The following is a 15149-nucleotide window of genomic DNA, read 5'->3' as shown; positions in this document are numbered from 1 at the left end:
TCATTATTCCATGCGCATTAAGCGGCTGCCGGTTTCTGCAACCGTTTCGGCAGTGCTCATTGTCTTGACTTGCATTTCAAATTGTCGCGCCAGTGAAATCATAGTGACCATGGCGTCGACGCTATTCACGTTTGATGCTTCTAGATTGCCAGAGCTAATGCGTATATCTGCAGACGTTGGCGCAACGCCACCGTCGCGCATGCGCATCAAACCGTCTTCGCCCTTTTGCAACTGATTTGGCGCGGCATCGACCAAGCGAATTCGGTCAACTGTTGCCAGCGATTCAGCGCCCTGACCTAGCGGCACAATGGAGACTGTTCCGTCTTCACCAATCATCAAGCTTTCGTGTTCGGGTATTGCCACTGGGCCACCGTCACCCATTACCGGCTGACCGGCGCCATTGAGCAGCATGCCGTCGCTGGTAATATGAAAATCACCACGGCGGCTATACGCTTCGCTACCGTCTGGGGCGGTGACCACAAACCAGCCTTTGTCACCGCGAATGGCAACGTCTAGCTGACGGCCAGTGGCCATAATCGAGCCCACTGAAAAGTCAGAGGTTTCGCCCTGATAGACCGAGTTATAACGCGTGGCCATGCCTGGACCTTCAACCTGCTGAGACAAGACATTCTGAAAATCGCCACGAAAACCCGCCGTGCTCACGTTCGCCAAATTGTTGGCGTTGGTGGTTTGGGCCAGCTGCGTATTCTTTGCCGCTGTCATGCCGAGATACAGTAATCTGTCCATAAAAACTCCCGATTAATGGCGACCGAGGCCGCCCTCAATTAACGGATATTGATAATTGCTTGGGTAACTTGGTCAGCGGTCGAAATCATCTGGGCGTTGGCCTGGAAATTCCGCTGGGCGGTTATCATCTCGACCAATTGTTCGGTGAGATCAACGTTCGAACTTTCTAGCGCGCCAGACTGCAGCAAACCAAAGTTAGATGTGCCCCCTTCGCCAATACGTGGGCTACCAGAGGCAAACGTCTCGGCCCAAGATGTATCGCCCTGCTGCTGCAAACCATTGGGGTTAGTGAAAATCGCCATAGCGACTTTACCCAACTGCGTCGCCTGACCGTTGGTATAGCGGGCGGAAACCACGCCAGATGAATCGACCTCAATGCCGGTTAAACGGCCGGTGGTAAAACCGTCTTGCTGAAGACTGTTCACACCGAAGTCAGCGCCATACTGCGTGCTAGAGGTAAAGTCGAATGACAAGTTCATGTCGGCAGAGCCAGTACCGGGATCAAAAGCCGGGTACGTAATTTGACCACTCGCCGGCGTTTGCAAGACACCGGCACTGGTAAAGCTCAAGGTGTTGGCTGTGCCCACGGCAACATCGTCAACATAAAGCGACTGATTCCAGGTGTTAGCTACCGCGTCCTTGGCAAAATACATGGTGGCGGTATGCTGGGTACCTAATGAGTCATACACTGTTAACGAGGTGGCGTGGTTATAACTGCTCGGGATGCTGGGATCGAGCGGTGTAATAGTGGGCGCCGTGGCGTTCGCGGGCAAATTAACACCAATTTCGGCAAGAGAGGTTTCCTGAGGAGCATTCTCATTCACTTCAAGCTGAAGATCAGTGAGTGAACCGGTCGAGAAATCACCGTTACCAGTTGGTTCAAAAACTTGCAAACGCTCTAAACTGTTGTTCACTACATAGCCGTCTGCATCGACGCTAAATGCACCCGAGCGGGTATAGGTCACACCGCTTGAGCCCTGCAGGGTAAAAAAGCCCTCGCCGCTCACGGCCAAATCAAGATTATTACCGGTAAAGTCGACATTGCCCTGGGAGAACTGCTGGGTAATCGCATTCACGCGCACCCCTGAACCCGGCGTTGTTTTCGCAACATCATTATTCGACGTTGCATAAACATCGGCAAAGGCAGTTCTAGAGCCCTTAAAGCCAGTGGTGTTGACGTTGGCAATATTGTGAGCAGTCACATCCAAATGCGATTGCGCTGCGTTTAAGCCACTAAGTGCGGTACTAAAGCTCATAATATAACTCCTGCAAAGGAAATAGTTTTGTCATTGTCTGAATAGCGCAATCGCAACTCAGCTAATCTCTTTAATGTCTGACAGACTCACGCTACCCATGCCCTGCACCTGAACCTGCGGACTACCGCCGCTTACCGGTACACTCACGCTAAGTACTTGGCTGCGCATTTCGGTGCTTAAGGCTTCTACGTTATTGCCATTTAAATAATTCGCTCGGATTTCGTAATTGCCTGGTGGTAAACGCTCGCCGTTCAAACCGATACCATTCCATTCAAAATTAGTGGTGCCTGCCGCTTGCGGACCCATTGGCACTTTGGCAATTACCTCGCCAGTGGGCGCCATAATTTCAATATCTAAGGCGGTGGTACTGGTGGCCAGATTAACTTGGCCTTGCACGCTGCCACTGCTCTGCAGGGATGCAACGCTCGACTCCACCAAAACGTCTTTACCAATCAACGCAGAAGAGTCCAAAAGCTGAGCGGAATACAAGGAGCCAGTCAGGGTACTGAGATTTTCATTCATCTCGCTGATGCCACTAACCGAGGTTAGCTGCGCCATTTGGCTAATAAATTCGGTGTTGTCCGTTGGTTTAAACGGGTCCTGAGATTTAAGCTGTTGCAGCATTAAGGTCATAAAATCGTCTTGATCTAATGACGAGGCATCTTTTTTTGCGGTGCTAGCAGCGTTTTGTAACTGCAATTGTTCAAGTGTGCGAATTTCCATTACTCAGACTCCTACTGCTGGCCAAGCTGCAGAGTGCGCAGCATCAGGGTTTTGGTGGTTGAGAAAACTTCGGCGTTATTCTGAAAAGAGCGCGACGCCGACATCATATTGGCCATCTCTTCCATGGTGTTTACGTTTGAGCCGTAGATATATCCGTCGATGTCTGCCTGCGGATGACCAGGCTCATAACGTTTCATAATTGGCGCATTACTTTCTACTACGCCAGATACCGCCACCCCCGCCACTTCGCGCTGTTGATCTAAAACAGTCGAGAACACAGTTTGCCGCGAACGGTAGGCCTCCGCCTCGCTGCCCGCCACCGATTCAGAGTTGGCCATATTGCTAGCCACGGTATTGAGCCGCATCATTTGCGCGTTCATCGCTGACGCGGCAATATCCAATGGATTAGCCATGATTTATCGACCTCCCTGCAGAATCGATTTAAGTCCGCTTAGGCGGTTACCTAAAAACTGTAATGTGGCTTGATAACGCATTGCGTTATCGGCAAATTCGGCTTGTTCAATATGCGTTTCTACTGTGTTGCCATCCAGCGATGGCTGGTAAGGCTGGCGAAACTTTAGCGACGCTGATAAGGCATCGGCGGCGCCATCGGCGCGGCGTTGATGGCCGGCGTTGGTCACCTTAAGCGACAGCATCGGCTGGTCACCGGCAGCGGCCGAATTGGATAAGGCCGTGCGGAAATCAATATCTTGAGCCTTGTAGCCAGGGGTATCGGCGTTAGCAATATTCGCGGCCAAGACTTCATTGCGCTTCTGCCGCAAAAACAGTGCTTGCTCGTGTATGCCTAGGGCTTTATCAAAATTAATCGCCATTTTCTTTCCGTGTTGCTAAAGTTATGCGCTTCGCTGCCGTTAAACGGATTAAGCAAGGAATCTCTGCTTTTCACCGCGTTTGCAATGGATCAACGCAAAGGCCGTGCCACATAATTTTATTGTTGTTTTTCAATACCTTAACAACCCATCCCAGCCCAGCCGCCAAAATAACGGCAAGACCTTGCCGCTAATCGGCAAAATTCCGGCAGGCCTTATCCGCTTTTCCATCATAAGCATGTAGTTTTAGCCTCGGCGCATTTACTTATAGGCTGGCACAGGCATTGCAGAGATTGGCTTACCGACAAATCTTTGACGTGAGCAATTGTTATGAGTCGACTTTCCGCCGCAAACAAAAAAGCCGCTCTGAGCCACACCCTTGTGCTCGGCGCCGCGCTTTGCCTGTTTAGCTGCGCAAGCGCCGCGTCATCAGAGAGTCACAGTCGAATTGCGGCTACCGCCGAAGCCTATATTGCTTCTCGCCACCCTTGGCAGCAGCTGAGCACCAAGATTACTGTTCAAAATCTTGACCCCCGTACACAGCTCAGTCGATGCCCAGCAAAGCTCGAGGCCTTTTTGTCCAACGGCGCGCGAATCAAACGCCGCACTACCGTCGGCGTGCGCTGCACTGCCGGCGCTAAGCCCTGGAAGATTTATTTACCGGTCACCGTAGAAGCCTTCGCTAAAGTCATGGTTACCAAGCATCCGATTGCCCCCGGCAGCACAATTACCGCTAGGGATGTCAGTTGGGGAAAACGTGATATCACCACCCTCGGTTACGGTTATTTACAATCATTAGGGGATCAAGGCGGCTACCAAAGCCGACGCAGCATTGCCCAAGGCGCAGTCCTCACCCCGAATATGGTCTCCGCGAGTAGCATTATTAATAAGGGGCAACGGGTTCAGCTGACCAGCAACGACGGCCCGGTCAGTGTCAGTATGATGGGAATTGCCCTGCAAGACGGAGCATTAGGCAAGCGAATTTTGGTTAAAAACCTGAATTCTGGCAAGCGTTTAGAGGGCGTGGTTGCTTCAGATAACCAAGTGCTCCTAAATTAGCACCACTGTGCTCTATGCTACTTAGGATAAATGACAATTCGTGCTAAAGTTTTAGAAGATAGTGCCGATATAACAGGCGAACGCTATTTAAAGAGGATGTAACAATGGTTGACCGTATCGATGGCTCATCGCTGAGTCAGGCCCGCAAGCTAGACAGTGGGCGTACCGGTGCCAGCAAATCAGAAGGCGCCGAAGCCAGTACCGCAGCTGCCAGCACCGCGAAAGCGTCAACAGTGGATACCCCACTGCTTGAGCGCACCCGCGATCAGGTAAATAGCAGCGACGGCATAGACCGCCAAAAGGTTGAAGCGATTAAAACCGCTATTCGCAATGGCGAATTTAATATCGACGCCAATAAAGTGGCGGCCGCGCTAGTCAATATGGAAGCCCTAACAGGCAGCTAATATGAACGATGAGCTGAGCGAAGTACTACAAAGTATTCACAGCGAAGCCCTGCGCTTAGAAACGCTGCTGGCCGACGAAGCGCTTATTTTAAAAGAGGCCAGAGAGCCAGAGCGCCTGGAAGCACTCGCGCAGCAAAAAATGGATTTAGTGCAAAACCTTGAATTGCTAGAATTGCGCCGCAGTCAGCTGCTCAGCAGTGGCAATATTCAAGACGAAGCGCTTTGGCAAGAAGCCTTAGGCGTACTTAGTCGCTGCCAAGACATGAACAATCAGTCTGGAGCCAGCATTAGCACCCAAGCCCGCTACGGCAAACGCGCACTAGATATCCTTGGCGCAACGAACAATGAGGTCCCGCTCTACAGTCCCGGCGGCGAGACCAATAGCACTCTTGGCGGCCAACGCCTTGGCAAAGCGTAAACGCCAAGCCATTCCCTAACCCTCAGCTAATAAAGACTTTTCCATATAAAGGTGGTTATCCAATACACCGTTATAGGTTTTATTACGCTTCACAATGTTAAAGCCCATCTGTTGATACAAGCGCAAAGCGCCAACATTCAATTCTGCAACATCTAAACTCAGTACCGAATATCCCAATGTTTGGGCTCGCGCAGCCATGAAGTTAATAAGCTTTGCGGCAATGCCTTTGCCTCGCCAATCTGGGTCTACGACGATATGACATAAGTAATAACAACCTTTGCGAGGTGGTTTAACCAAGCGCAGCTCAAATAACAGGCCTTTTAAAATTCCCCGCCAGCCATACTGGCTAAATATCGCCTTGGCATTCCCTATAAAGGTCGCATCGTGACTTGGTTTGTCGAATCCGCCGATGGTCGCGATCACCCTCCCGCCATCTTCATATACAAAGTGGTGGCGATGGCTGAACATAGTGGCTGTTTTGGCAAATTCAGTGGCTAAGAAGTCGCTAATATGGGGACCATGCGCCTGATTAAATATATGTTCAAAGGCCACCGGTCCAGACAAAAACACCAATGCAGTGGCCGCTGCACTGTCAGCACTCTGCGCCGCTCTTATGCTCATGTATTCACCCTCGAATTTTTATTTCACCATAGCCAATTTGGCTTTATATACCATACTTCATATGTGCACTCGGGTGATTCGGCTTATCGGCGGTATGCATGACCATGAAAAAGCACTATGCTGAAATTCGAGATATTCTGCACAATAGTTTTTAGCCCAGCCGTATTCAACCTGCCACTTATTAAACAGCGTAACTTAAGCTATAAACAATTAAAGAGTGTAGCAATGACCAATAGCCAATCTGCACAACTTGTTATTTTCGGCGGCACCGGCGACCTCGCCCTGCGTAAACTGCAGCCCGCACTGTATAAATTACAGCGCGAAGGCTTTTTAAATAATGTCTGTTCTATTATTGCATTGGGTCGCGCTGACCGCAGTAGCGAAGACTACCGCGAGCTGGTAAAAACCAAAATGCGCGAATTTCTGCCCGCGCATTTTTGGGACGATCAACACTGGCATAAGTTTGCCGCCAAACTCAGCTACGTCAGCTTAGACGTAAATACTCTCAAAGACTATCACCAGTTGAGCGAGGCGATTCACGACCACGCCGACGCGACCACTGTTTTTTATTTAGCCACCGCGTCAACTCTATACAATAGTATTTGCCGCAATTTACACAGTATCGGCATTGTGAATGAGCACTCGCGGGTCGTTTTAGAAAAGCCCCTCGGTCACGATTTAAAGAGCTGCACGGACATCAATCACGAAGTACTGCAGGTCTTTCCTGAAAAAAACATTTTCCGCATAGATCATTACCTCGGTAAAGAAACTGTGCAAAATTTATTGGTGCTCCGCTTTGGTAACGCACTTTTCGGACCGCTGTGGAACAGTCAGTATATTGATAATATTCAAATCACCGTGGCCGAAGATATTGGCGTTGAGGGACGCGGTGATTTTTACGCCAAAACCGGCGCCCTGCGCGACATGGTACAAAACCACCTGTTACAACTGCTGTGCTTAGTTGCTATGGAGCCTCCCGCCAATCTTCGCGCCGACACCATTCGCGACGAAAAAGTTAAAGTGCTGCAAGCTCTGCGGCCAATAACAGCCAGCAATGTGAAAGCCAAAACCGTGCGCGGCCAGTATGGCGCAGGTGCGGTGAACTCGGCGCCGGTTGCCGCCTTCCTTGATGAAACCGGCTTTGAAGACAGCGAAAGCACCGAGACCTTTGTCGCCTTGCAAGCCGACGTGCACAACTGGCGTTGGGAAGGCACACCCTTTTATTTGCGTACCGGTAAACGCCTGAGCCGGCGCTTTTCCGAGATTGTGGTTGAATTAAAAAAACACCCCTTCAGTCTTTTTGAAGGCGACCCCAATGACTTGCCCAACAAACTGGTGATTCGCCTGCAACCCGAAGAAAACATCACCTTATACAAGGTCAATAAAAAACCAGGACTGAGTAGGCAACTGAAGCTCGAACAGGTCGGTCTCAATATGGATGCCGATTTGCACGATGAATTGCAGGCCCATGAAGCCTATGAACGCCTGCTACTGGATGTATTAGAAGGTGACCAAACCCTATTTATGCGCCGCGATGAAGTTGAAGCCTGCTGGGCCTGGGTAGACGGTATTATTAGCGCCTGGCAAGAAGCGGGTATCAAGCCTAAAACTTATGCAGCAGGCTCTATGGGGCCGAATGCCGCCCTCGCCCTACCGGAAAAGAACGGCCGCAGCTGGCATGAATAAACGCAGTGCCTCTCAAAGATAGCGCAGTTCATTATGTGCCGCGCTGATAAAGACGCTTCAGCATACTCAAATAGCCGGCGCGGTCTTTTTGCAAGGCCGCTTCGCTCGGCACAATCCAACTACCGCCAACGCAGCTCACACAAGGCAACGCTAAATACTCTTGGTAGTTAGCCTCAGATATACCGCCGGTTGGACAAAACACCGCGTCTGGAAATGGCCCAGACAGTGATTTTAATAACGCAACGCCGCCAATCGCCGCCGCGGGGTACATTTTAAATACCCGGTGCTCTTCGGCCATTGCTGCCATGATTTCTGTCGCGGTGGCAACGCCGGGAATATAAGTGGTTAGGGTTTTGTGCGCCAGCATCGACAGCTCCCGCGAAAAGCCAGGGCTAATAACAAAATCGGCTTCATCGACTGCACGTAACATTTGCCGCCGATTCAGTACCGTGCCCACGCCGATTAAGGCATTGGGCATGAGGTCTTTACAAAGTTTCACCATTTGCCAAGCATCGGGGTGACGCAGGGTAATCTCCACTGCCGGCACCGCGGCCTCGGCAAAAAGCTCAGCGCAAGCTTTGGCGTGATCTAAAGATGTAAATTGCGCAACCGCCATCACCGGCGCGGTTTTCTTAACGACCGTTAGTGCGTCGTGCATTGCTCGCCTCCTATACTACAAACGAAGACCTACTCTACACGCCAAGCCCAACAGGGTCGACAGGCACCAAGGTCAGCATTTAATCCAGTGTGCGCTTATAGCGAAGCATAGCAACACCGCTCGCCACAACCATAAACAGCAAGATGGCTGCGAGGTCGTAGCGCAATTCAGCAAACTCGGCGCCTTTGAGCATGATGCCTCTGACCACCCGTAAAAAATGCGTCAGCGGTAAAACCTCACCAATCATTTGCGCCCAATACGGCATGCCGCGAAATGGGAACATAAACCCCGATAAGAGAATGGAGGGCAGAAAGAAAAAGAAGGTTAATTGCATTGATTGAATTTGCGACTGCGCTATGGTCGAAAACGTAAAACCCAATGCCAGATTGGCAACAATAAAAATCGCCACACTCAAGACTAACAAGGCGATACTGCCGACAAAGGGCACAGAAAATAGCCAGTGCGCTACCAGCAAAACAATCACGGTTTGCACCGAACCCACGCCGACATAGGGAAGAATTTTGCCAATCATGACCTCAAAGGGTGAACCCGGCATGGCCAACAAATTTTCCATGGTGCCCCGCTCTGTTTCGCGGGTCATGGCCATACCGGTGATCATCACCAAGGTCATGGTAAGAATCACGCCCAGCAAGCCCGGCACAATATTGTATTGGGTGATACCCTCTGGGTTGTAGCGTGGATGAACCACTAAGTCGATGGTGCTCGTCGCCCCGCGCAGATGGGCCAGTGGGCCGGTCAAATCTTTTGCCAAGGCGCTATTAACAATGGTACTTAAACGCCCCAGCGCATTGGACGCCGCGACGGGGTCAGTCGCATCTGCCGACACCAGCAGCTGCGGCCGTTCCCCACGAATTAACTGCCGAGTAAACCCGGCGGGAATTTCAACAACAAAAACCACCTCACCGCTGGCCAGTAAATGATCGCTGGCACGCGGATCATCGTCATTAAACACTAGGTCAAAATATTCTGAGTTTTCTAAACCCGTGAGTATGCTCCGCACCACCGGGGTGAACTCTTCGGCATGAACCGCCGCGGGCAAATGCTTGGGATCGGTGTTAATCGCATAGCCAAATAGCACCAGCTCTAAAATAGGAATAGCAAGCATCACCGCAAAAGTCAGGCGGTCTCGACGCATTTGAATTAGCTCTTTTATAAACACCGCATTTATCCGCGCCAGTCTGCGGCTCAATCTGTTCATCCGTGGGCCCTCTGATCGCCACCACTCTGTTCCATTAAGGCGATAAACACATCCTCTAGGCTGGGTTTCACTTCTTGCCAGACATAAGCTTGGTCGGCAACATTGGCTACGGCGGCTTCCAGTGCCGCACGGTCGTGGCCGCTAATATGCAGTGCCGCGCCATAATACGCGGCGTGCTCAATGCCTGGCTGACCAGCCATGAGTGGCTCTATGGCGCGCACACCTTTGCCCTCGGCCCGAAAACTCACCAAACCTGACTGATCAATAATATCCGGAACACTGCCTTCGGTAATCAGTCTGCCGTGGGCGAGATAAACAATATGGTCACAGCGTTCGGCCTCATCCATATAATGGGTGGACACGAGCACGGTCATACCCTCGTTAGACAGGCGATGAATTTGATCCCAAAAATCCCGTCGTGCTTGGGGATCTACCCCGGCGGTAGGCTCGTCTAGCAGTAATAATTTTGGCTTGTGCATGGTTACCGCCGCCAAGGCCAAGCGCTGCTTCCAGCCACCCGACAAGGCTCCCGCCAATTGGTGCTGGCGATGCGCCAAGCCCAGCACCTCTAAGGTTTCGTCTACACTTTGCCGGCGATGCTCTAGCTGGTATATGCGCGCGACAAAATCCAAATTTTCACGCACGCTAAGATCAGCCCAAAACGAGAACTTTTGGGTCATATAGCCGGTTTGTCGGCGGATGGCCTCAGCTTCTTTACGCAAGTCAAAGCCTAGGCAAGTGCCCTCGCCAGCACTGGGCTTAAGCAAACCGCATAGCATACGAATTGTCGTTGTTTTACCCGAGCCATTCGGACCTAAAAAGCCCCAAACTTGGCCTCGGGGCATTTGCAAATCAACGTCACTGACGGCGGCCTTGTCGGCAAAGGACTTACTTAGGCCACGCACATCAATCGCCATTTCACTCATAATAATTCCACGTCAACCGGCTGACCGGCGTGGAGCTGACTATGTGCGGGTAAGCGCGCCTCCACCATGAACACCAGCTTTTCACGGTTTGCGACGCTGTAAATCACCGGTGGGGTAAACTCTACTTGTTCCGCCAAATAAGAGACTGTCGCGCGAATTGTGTCGGCACTACCGTCTTGGCGAATACCCACTGCCGTACCGGGGCTAAATTCTACAGCGCGAGATTGCGGGACAAAAAACCGTACTTTTAAACCGTCGTCCGGCAATAGGGCTAAGGCTGGGGAGCCCGCGGGCAATTGCTCGCCCTGGCGGTAATACACGGCAGTGACTAAGCCTGCTTGGCGCGCAGTGAGCTGGCGCTGATCTAATCGCCACTGGGCCTTGGCTTGCACTGCCGAAGCGGCTTCTGCTGCCGCTTTCGCGGCCAACACAGCCTCTTGGCGAGCGGGTAATTTAGCCACACTTATCGCAGCCGTGGCGCTTTCGACCCGCGCTTTGCTGGCACGGTACTCCGCGTCAGCTTTGTCTAACGCCGCTTCAGATACTGCGCCTTTGCTCCGCAAACCGCGCAGACGCCGCAATTCAATCGCTGCCAATCGCAATGCAGATTTGGCCTCAGCCAGCTGAGCATCGAGCCGCGTAAGCTCCTCCGGACGAGCACCGCTGCGCAAATCGCGGTTCTGGGCCTGCGCCTGAACCGCACGCTGGGTTGCTTCATTTAATTCTAGGGTTTGGCGCTCGCTGTCTAAGGTCAACAACACTTGTCCCGGACTAACGCGATCCCCCTCCCTAACCGCACTCGCCGTAATCCAGCCCGTCTCAAGGGCGCTGATATAGACATACTCGGCCTCAATATAGCCAGTCAGCGCTTCCGGCGAACCGCCGCCACTACAGCCGACCAATACTAACGTGAGCAACAATGATAGAAGCTTGAACCCAGCCACCCAGCCACCTCTTGTTATGTGAATCGATTATCATGCTTGTTCTTATTGTTTTGTACCCGAGTATATCAGGCTGCGCTTGTCGTCATTGCGAGTACGCAAACCTAAGCGCGTATTAAAATCAATATAGCTAATTGTCACTAGGCGGGTAAAATCCCCCCTCAATATGAAAAAAGAGATACCAAGCCATATGGCGAACAAACCAGATCCACAGCTACTTGAAGCGACAAACTACCCGTATATATTGCGCCTTGATACGCAGTTTAGCGACATGGACGCTTACGCCCACCTCAACAACTTGGCCATTGCCCGCTTTTACGAAAGCGCGCGTGCCCGCTTAATATTACAAATCACCGGTCGGGATGATTTTTACAAACCCGAAACCCCAGATAAAATACTGCTGATTGAAACGCGTTTGCGCTATCTGGCTGAAGGCCAATATCCCGCGCCAGTAGACGTCGCCACCGGTATTGGCCATATTGGCAATAGCTCGCTACAGATGCACCAAGCGCTTTTTCAAGACGGAATTTGTATTGGGCTCTGCGACGTCGTTATGGTTTATGCGCTTGATGGCAAACCCTGTCACATCCCAACAGTGCTTCGCGAGCAATTCAAACAACAACGTTTAGCCCACTTCAGCGAAAATGTGCCGAGCTGAGCATTCACAATGAGTAAACGTGCCAGTTGCCCACATTGCCAACGACCACAGCGCACCTGCCTTTGCGATGTAATGGTGCTAAGGCACTCCGATTACCGGCTTGTTATTTTGCAAGACCCCAAAGAGGCTAAGCACGCCTTATCATCGGCACCGCTATTAGCCAAGTCCATTGCCGGTGCGCAGCTTATTGTCGGCGAAGTTTTTGCGCCCGAGCAAATACTTGGCGAAGATTGGCAATCGACGAGTTTATTAATATTCCCCGGCGACAAGCCAGTAAGCAGTGAACTACTGAGTAAAAACCAAATAACGACCTTGATTCTACTCGACGGCACCTGGCGCAAAGTCGCGCGCTTGCTTCATCTTAATCCCTGGCTGAGCACCCTACCCTGCTACGCGATCAACGCTGACAATAGTAGCCAATACAAAATTCGCCGATCACCACGGGCCGACGGCTTATCAACAATTGAGGCGGGTGTCTGTGCACTAAATGAACTGCATGCACAGCAGGACTTTTCCAATATTTTATTGGCGTTCAATAAAATGATTGATCTACAAATTGCCGCGATGGGCGAAGCGACGTTTAAGAAAAACTACCCATAAACTCTATGTAAACTAGTGAAGAGCACGCCTTACCAGAAGTAAAGCGCGCATCAGTTTGAGCAGCCATTAGGCTATGGCCACCGCAGATGCCGCTTGGCCACCCTGGTAAAGCGGATACATGCCCCGCGCCAAGCCGCGAGGAGCGAAGGCTTGCCATTGGTCTTCAGCTTGCGCGAGTCGATCCGCTAGTAACCACCAAACGCTCGCATTCAAGGTAAGTCCTGAGTGACTACCGTAGACCGCAATATTTTGACACTGGGCATGACCGTCGCGCTGCATGGCATTGCGCCAGTGAACAATACCATCGCTGCGAGAATAGACCGCCGTCGTTGGCACCGGCGGCGCTATTTGCAGCGCGGCCCGCTGTACTGGATCGGCCGGCCCATTAAGCAGTTTAAACAACTTAGCTACCGCTTTTCCGGAGTCGAGACTTTCCGAAATCGGGCTACCCAGACTAATCACTTGCCGAACCATGTCTGGGTATTTTTGCGCTAACACGCGCACATACAAACCGCCGAGGCTGTGGCCAATCAAGCTGACTTTGCCACCGCTAGCGGTGTACTGAGCTAATAGACGGGCTTCAAGCGCACTGAGAACACCCTCCTGAGGGCCAAGATTTCTGCCCAGGGTCCAGCCGCTGGCATCATAGCCAAGTCGCATCAAAAATTTACACAGGGTTTGATTGTAACGGTCACTGCCAAGGAAACCGGGAATAAGCATGACACTATGCTGATCGCCCCGTGGCGCTCGCTTCAATATCGGCCTAGCGGTGCGAAGCGCGACTACATCTACCGCCATCCGGGGCAATTCGAGCAAGGCCAGCACTGGATGTGCAGCGGGCCGTTTCTCAGTGGATTTACTACTGCGAACTTTCATTTGAAACCGCCTTTTTTGCGCTAGCAGACGACGCACTTTTCGCTTTTCTAGGCGCTCGGGGTTTGCTTACTGCAGGGCTTGCTACAGACACGTGCTTAGACGCTTCAAGCAAGGCAGCTAAAGAATCGCGTAGGCACTGGGCGTAGACCTCAGGGTCAGGCAACATCTCGCGGCAGGCAGAAAACGTTATTGTAAATTCGTCGCAATAGGTGGATATCGCCTGAAACAAGCCCACGCTATCAATGGCAGGTCCGGTCGGGAAGCTAACCTGCATTTTCGCGCCGCAAAAATACAATGGTATGCGCGGCCCCGGCACATTCGTCACCACACAGTTGTAAAAAGGCGTGACGCGATTCATCAGACTTAAAGAGCTCGATAAACGCGCAGCAGCGGCCGTTAGGGTAGACGGCGTAAACTGCAGATAATCGGTCATGGTTTTGGCGCCAATGGCATTGGTTAACTCTTTGGCATTGCGCGTGCTTTCATTCACCGCCAATAAGCGCTCTTTAGGATCGGCAATATCCGTGCGTAATAGCACCGTCATTTGCGAAACTTCATTACCGGCTGCACCTTTTTTATCTTCGGTGCGAATATTGATCGGCGCGAGTGCCGCCAAACTCGGTTCCGGTAGTTCGTCCTTTGCCAGCAGATACTGACGCAGTGCGCCGCCAACAATGGTTAGCGCCACATCATTGACTGTCACCGGCGGAAACGCATTTTTTATACTGCGAACATCTTCAAAGCTCACCCGCAAGGCATCGACAACTCGGTGTGGTGACACGTTGCGATTAAATCGCGTACGCGGAATATTGCCGACGCGCTTAAGCTTGCCAGAAATCACCCCTTTGGCGGCATTATATAAACTTGGCGCCGCGTCTTTGGTAATACCAATAAAGCGAAACGGTAGCCGTAGCGTGTTCTTTTGCGCCTGCCACAGCATTTCACTTTTCTTCGGCGGCTGCTCGACAAGGAACTCTGTCACCTTATCCATATCGGTAGCCGTATCTGGCGAAAGGTCATGGAGCACACTGTTTATTTCTACCCCAGACGCGCCGTCTATCGCCGCGTGGTGCATTTTAGTAAAGAGCGCAAAGCAACCTTTAGGAAAGCCCTCAACATCATCTAAACCTTCGATGACATAGGCCTCCCACAGTGGCCGATTGCGATCTAATGGCCGGGCATGAATACGGGATACTAAAATACAAAGCTGCCGCCAATCACCGGGTTTCGGTAGCGCAATATGGCGAACATGGAATTCAGGATCAAAATCACCATCGGCCACCCAATAAGGATGATCCAAGCTAAATGGCACCGTCATTAAACGGCTAGTCATCGCCGGTACCCGTCGTGCCCGCTGATGAATATGCTCGACTATTTGCTTAAAACGCACCTTGCCGCCCGGTGCTGTGCTGGGATCATAGATTGAAAAGCCGCCGATATGCATTGGCGAGTTGGCAGTTTCAAGATAAAGAAAAGAGGCATCCAGCCCAGTTAGTTGTCGCACAGCTATCTCCTTGGCACGTTTAA

General features: G+C 51.6%; 18 protein-coding genes. 6 read left to right on the top strand and 12 right to left on the bottom strand.

Annotation, left to right across the window (positions count from 1 at the left end):
- Window positions 1-3: 3 nt before the first annotated feature.
- From ABD836_RS00705 to flgB, 5 genes are read right to left on the bottom strand one after another with little or no spacing between them, the layout of a single operon-like run.
- Complete coding sequence (locus tag ABD836_RS00705; RefSeq protein WP_344931783.1) at window positions 4-747, bottom strand: flagellar basal body rod protein FlgF; 744 nt, start codon at window positions 745-747, stop codon at window positions 4-6.
- A gap of 38 nt (window positions 748-785) precedes the next feature.
- The gene (gene flgE, locus ABD836_RS00700) at window positions 786-2003 is read right to left on the bottom strand and encodes a flagellar hook protein FlgE (RefSeq protein WP_344931782.1); all 1218 of its coding nucleotides are present in this window, start codon (window positions 2001-2003) and stop codon (window positions 786-788) included.
- A gap of 57 nt (window positions 2004-2060) precedes the next feature.
- Entirely contained in the window at window positions 2061-2726 is a 666-nt protein-coding gene (locus ABD836_RS00695) for a flagellar hook assembly protein FlgD (protein ID WP_344931781.1), read from the bottom strand.
- 11 nt (window positions 2727-2737) lie between these two features.
- On the bottom strand, window positions 2738-3139 hold the full coding sequence (flgC, locus tag ABD836_RS00690) for a flagellar basal body rod protein FlgC (RefSeq protein ID WP_344931780.1): 402 nt from the start codon (window positions 3137-3139) through the stop codon (window positions 2738-2740).
- A 3-nt stretch (window positions 3140-3142) separates the two neighbouring features.
- A complete protein-coding gene (gene flgB, locus ABD836_RS00685) occupies window positions 3143-3559 on the bottom strand; it encodes a flagellar basal body rod protein FlgB (protein WP_344931779.1) in 417 nt (138 codons plus the stop codon).
- 327 nt (window positions 3560-3886) lie between these two features.
- Between flgB and flgA the strand changes: the two genes are divergently transcribed.
- The 3 genes from flgA to ABD836_RS00670 all read left to right on the top strand — a co-directional run bounded on the left by flgA (window position 3887) and on the right by ABD836_RS00670 (window position 5437).
- Window positions 3887-4615, top strand: coding sequence for a flagellar basal body P-ring formation chaperone FlgA (gene flgA, locus ABD836_RS00680; RefSeq protein WP_344931778.1), 729 nt, complete (start codon window positions 3887-3889; stop codon window positions 4613-4615).
- Between the two features lie 104 nt (window positions 4616-4719).
- Entirely contained in the window at window positions 4720-5019 is a 300-nt protein-coding gene (flgM, locus tag ABD836_RS00675; protein ID WP_344931777.1) for a flagellar biosynthesis anti-sigma factor FlgM, read from the top strand.
- 1 nt (window position 5020) lies between these two features.
- Window positions 5021-5437: a flagella synthesis protein FlgN gene (locus ABD836_RS00670; protein WP_344931776.1), complete on the top strand. Its 417-nt coding sequence runs from the start codon at window positions 5021-5023 to the stop codon at window positions 5435-5437.
- 15 nt (window positions 5438-5452) lie between these two features.
- Here the strand turns inward: ABD836_RS00670 and ABD836_RS00665 are convergent, their stop codons facing one another.
- Complete coding sequence (locus ABD836_RS00665; RefSeq protein ID WP_344931775.1) at window positions 5453-6058, bottom strand: GNAT family N-acetyltransferase; 606 nt, start codon at window positions 6056-6058, stop codon at window positions 5453-5455.
- Between the two features lie 225 nt (window positions 6059-6283).
- Here ABD836_RS00665 and zwf point away from each other — a divergent pair, with 225 nt between their 5' ends.
- Entirely contained in the window at window positions 6284-7744 is a 1461-nt protein-coding gene (zwf, locus tag ABD836_RS00660; protein WP_344931774.1) for a glucose-6-phosphate dehydrogenase, read from the top strand.
- A gap of 31 nt (window positions 7745-7775) precedes the next feature.
- Here the strand turns inward: zwf and eda are convergent, their stop codons facing one another.
- The 4 genes from eda to ABD836_RS00640 all read right to left on the bottom strand — a co-directional run bounded on the left by eda (window position 7776) and on the right by ABD836_RS00640 (window position 11467).
- Window positions 7776-8402, bottom strand: coding sequence for a bifunctional 4-hydroxy-2-oxoglutarate aldolase/2-dehydro-3-deoxy-phosphogluconate aldolase (gene eda / locus ABD836_RS00655; protein WP_344931773.1), 627 nt, complete (start codon window positions 8400-8402; stop codon window positions 7776-7778).
- Between the two features lie 79 nt (window positions 8403-8481).
- Window positions 8482-9621 carry an ABC transporter permease gene (locus ABD836_RS00650; protein WP_344931772.1) on the bottom strand — a complete coding sequence of 380 codons (1140 nt, stop codon included), beginning with the start codon at window positions 9619-9621 and terminating at the stop codon, window positions 8482-8484.
- On the bottom strand, window positions 9618-10547 hold the full coding sequence (locus tag ABD836_RS00645) for an ABC transporter ATP-binding protein (RefSeq protein WP_344931771.1): 930 nt from the start codon (window positions 10545-10547) through the stop codon (window positions 9618-9620). Before ABD836_RS00645 ends, ABD836_RS00650 begins: the two co-directional genes overlap by 4 nt.
- Window positions 10544-11467, bottom strand: coding sequence for an HlyD family secretion protein (locus ABD836_RS00640; protein ID WP_344931770.1), 924 nt, complete (start codon window positions 11465-11467; stop codon window positions 10544-10546). The genes ABD836_RS00645 and ABD836_RS00640 overlap by 4 nt, the downstream gene beginning before the upstream one ends.
- A gap of 211 nt (window positions 11468-11678) precedes the next feature.
- On the opposite strand from ABD836_RS00640, the gene ABD836_RS00635 reads away from it, so the two are divergent.
- Both ABD836_RS00635 and ABD836_RS00630 read left to right on the top strand, forming a co-directional pair.
- Window positions 11679-12146 carry an acyl-CoA thioesterase gene (locus ABD836_RS00635; protein ID WP_344931769.1) on the top strand — a complete coding sequence of 156 codons (468 nt, stop codon included), beginning with the start codon at window positions 11679-11681 and terminating at the stop codon, window positions 12144-12146.
- Between the two features lie 9 nt (window positions 12147-12155).
- Window positions 12156-12746 (top strand): tRNA-uridine aminocarboxypropyltransferase, encoded by a 591-nt coding sequence (locus ABD836_RS00630; protein ID WP_344931768.1) that lies wholly within the window; start codon window positions 12156-12158, stop codon window positions 12744-12746.
- Window positions 12747-12812: 66 nt separating this feature from the next.
- Here the strand turns inward: ABD836_RS00630 and ABD836_RS00625 are convergent, their stop codons facing one another.
- Window positions 12813-13622, bottom strand: coding sequence for a lipase family alpha/beta hydrolase (locus ABD836_RS00625; RefSeq protein WP_344931767.1), 810 nt, complete (start codon window positions 13620-13622; stop codon window positions 12813-12815).
- Entirely contained in the window at window positions 13606-15126 is a 1521-nt protein-coding gene (locus ABD836_RS00620) for a WS/DGAT/MGAT family O-acyltransferase (protein WP_344931766.1), read from the bottom strand. Before ABD836_RS00620 ends, ABD836_RS00625 begins: the two co-directional genes overlap by 17 nt.
- Window positions 15127-15149 lie beyond the last annotated feature (23 nt).

The organism is Zhongshania borealis, from assembly GCF_039539625.1.
Classification (GTDB): Bacteria; Pseudomonadota; Gammaproteobacteria; order Pseudomonadales; family Spongiibacteraceae; genus Spongiibacter; species Spongiibacter borealis.
Note: the sequence above shows the minus strand (reverse complement) of the source record. Positions and strands in the feature narration are given on the sequence as shown.

Coding starts and splice junctions, on each gene's coding strand:
- ABD836_RS00705 (WP_344931783.1), bottom strand. CDS start 747: ATGGACAGATTACTGTATCTCGGCATGACAGCGGCAAAGAATACGCAG.
- flgE (WP_344931782.1), bottom strand. CDS start 2,003: ATGAGCTTTAGTACCGCACTTAGTGGCTTAAACGCAGCGCAATCGCAT.
- ABD836_RS00695 (WP_344931781.1), bottom strand. CDS start 2,726: ATGGAAATTCGCACACTTGAACAATTGCAGTTACAAAACGCTGCTAGC.
- flgC (WP_344931780.1), bottom strand. CDS start 3,139: ATGGCTAATCCATTGGATATTGCCGCGTCAGCGATGAACGCGCAAATG.
- flgB (WP_344931779.1), bottom strand. CDS start 3,559: ATGGCGATTAATTTTGATAAAGCCCTAGGCATACACGAGCAAGCACTG.
- flgA (WP_344931778.1), top strand. CDS start 3,887: ATGAGTCGACTTTCCGCCGCAAACAAAAAAGCCGCTCTGAGCCACACC.
- flgM (WP_344931777.1), top strand. CDS start 4,720: ATGGTTGACCGTATCGATGGCTCATCGCTGAGTCAGGCCCGCAAGCTA.
- ABD836_RS00670 (WP_344931776.1), top strand. CDS start 5,021: ATGAACGATGAGCTGAGCGAAGTACTACAAAGTATTCACAGCGAAGCC.
- ABD836_RS00665 (WP_344931775.1), bottom strand. CDS start 6,058: ATGAGCATAAGAGCGGCGCAGAGTGCTGACAGTGCAGCGGCCACTGCA.
- zwf (WP_344931774.1), top strand. CDS start 6,284: ATGACCAATAGCCAATCTGCACAACTTGTTATTTTCGGCGGCACCGGC.
- eda (WP_344931773.1), bottom strand. CDS start 8,402: ATGCACGACGCACTAACGGTCGTTAAGAAAACCGCGCCGGTGATGGCG.
- ABD836_RS00650 (WP_344931772.1), bottom strand. CDS start 9,621: ATGAACAGATTGAGCCGCAGACTGGCGCGGATAAATGCGGTGTTTATA.
- ABD836_RS00645 (WP_344931771.1), bottom strand. CDS start 10,547: ATGAGTGAAATGGCGATTGATGTGCGTGGCCTAAGTAAGTCCTTTGCC.
- ABD836_RS00635 (WP_344931769.1), top strand. CDS start 11,679: ATGGCGAACAAACCAGATCCACAGCTACTTGAAGCGACAAACTACCCG.
- ABD836_RS00630 (WP_344931768.1), top strand. CDS start 12,156: ATGAGTAAACGTGCCAGTTGCCCACATTGCCAACGACCACAGCGCACC.
- ABD836_RS00625 (WP_344931767.1), bottom strand. CDS start 13,622: ATGAAAGTTCGCAGTAGTAAATCCACTGAGAAACGGCCCGCTGCACAT.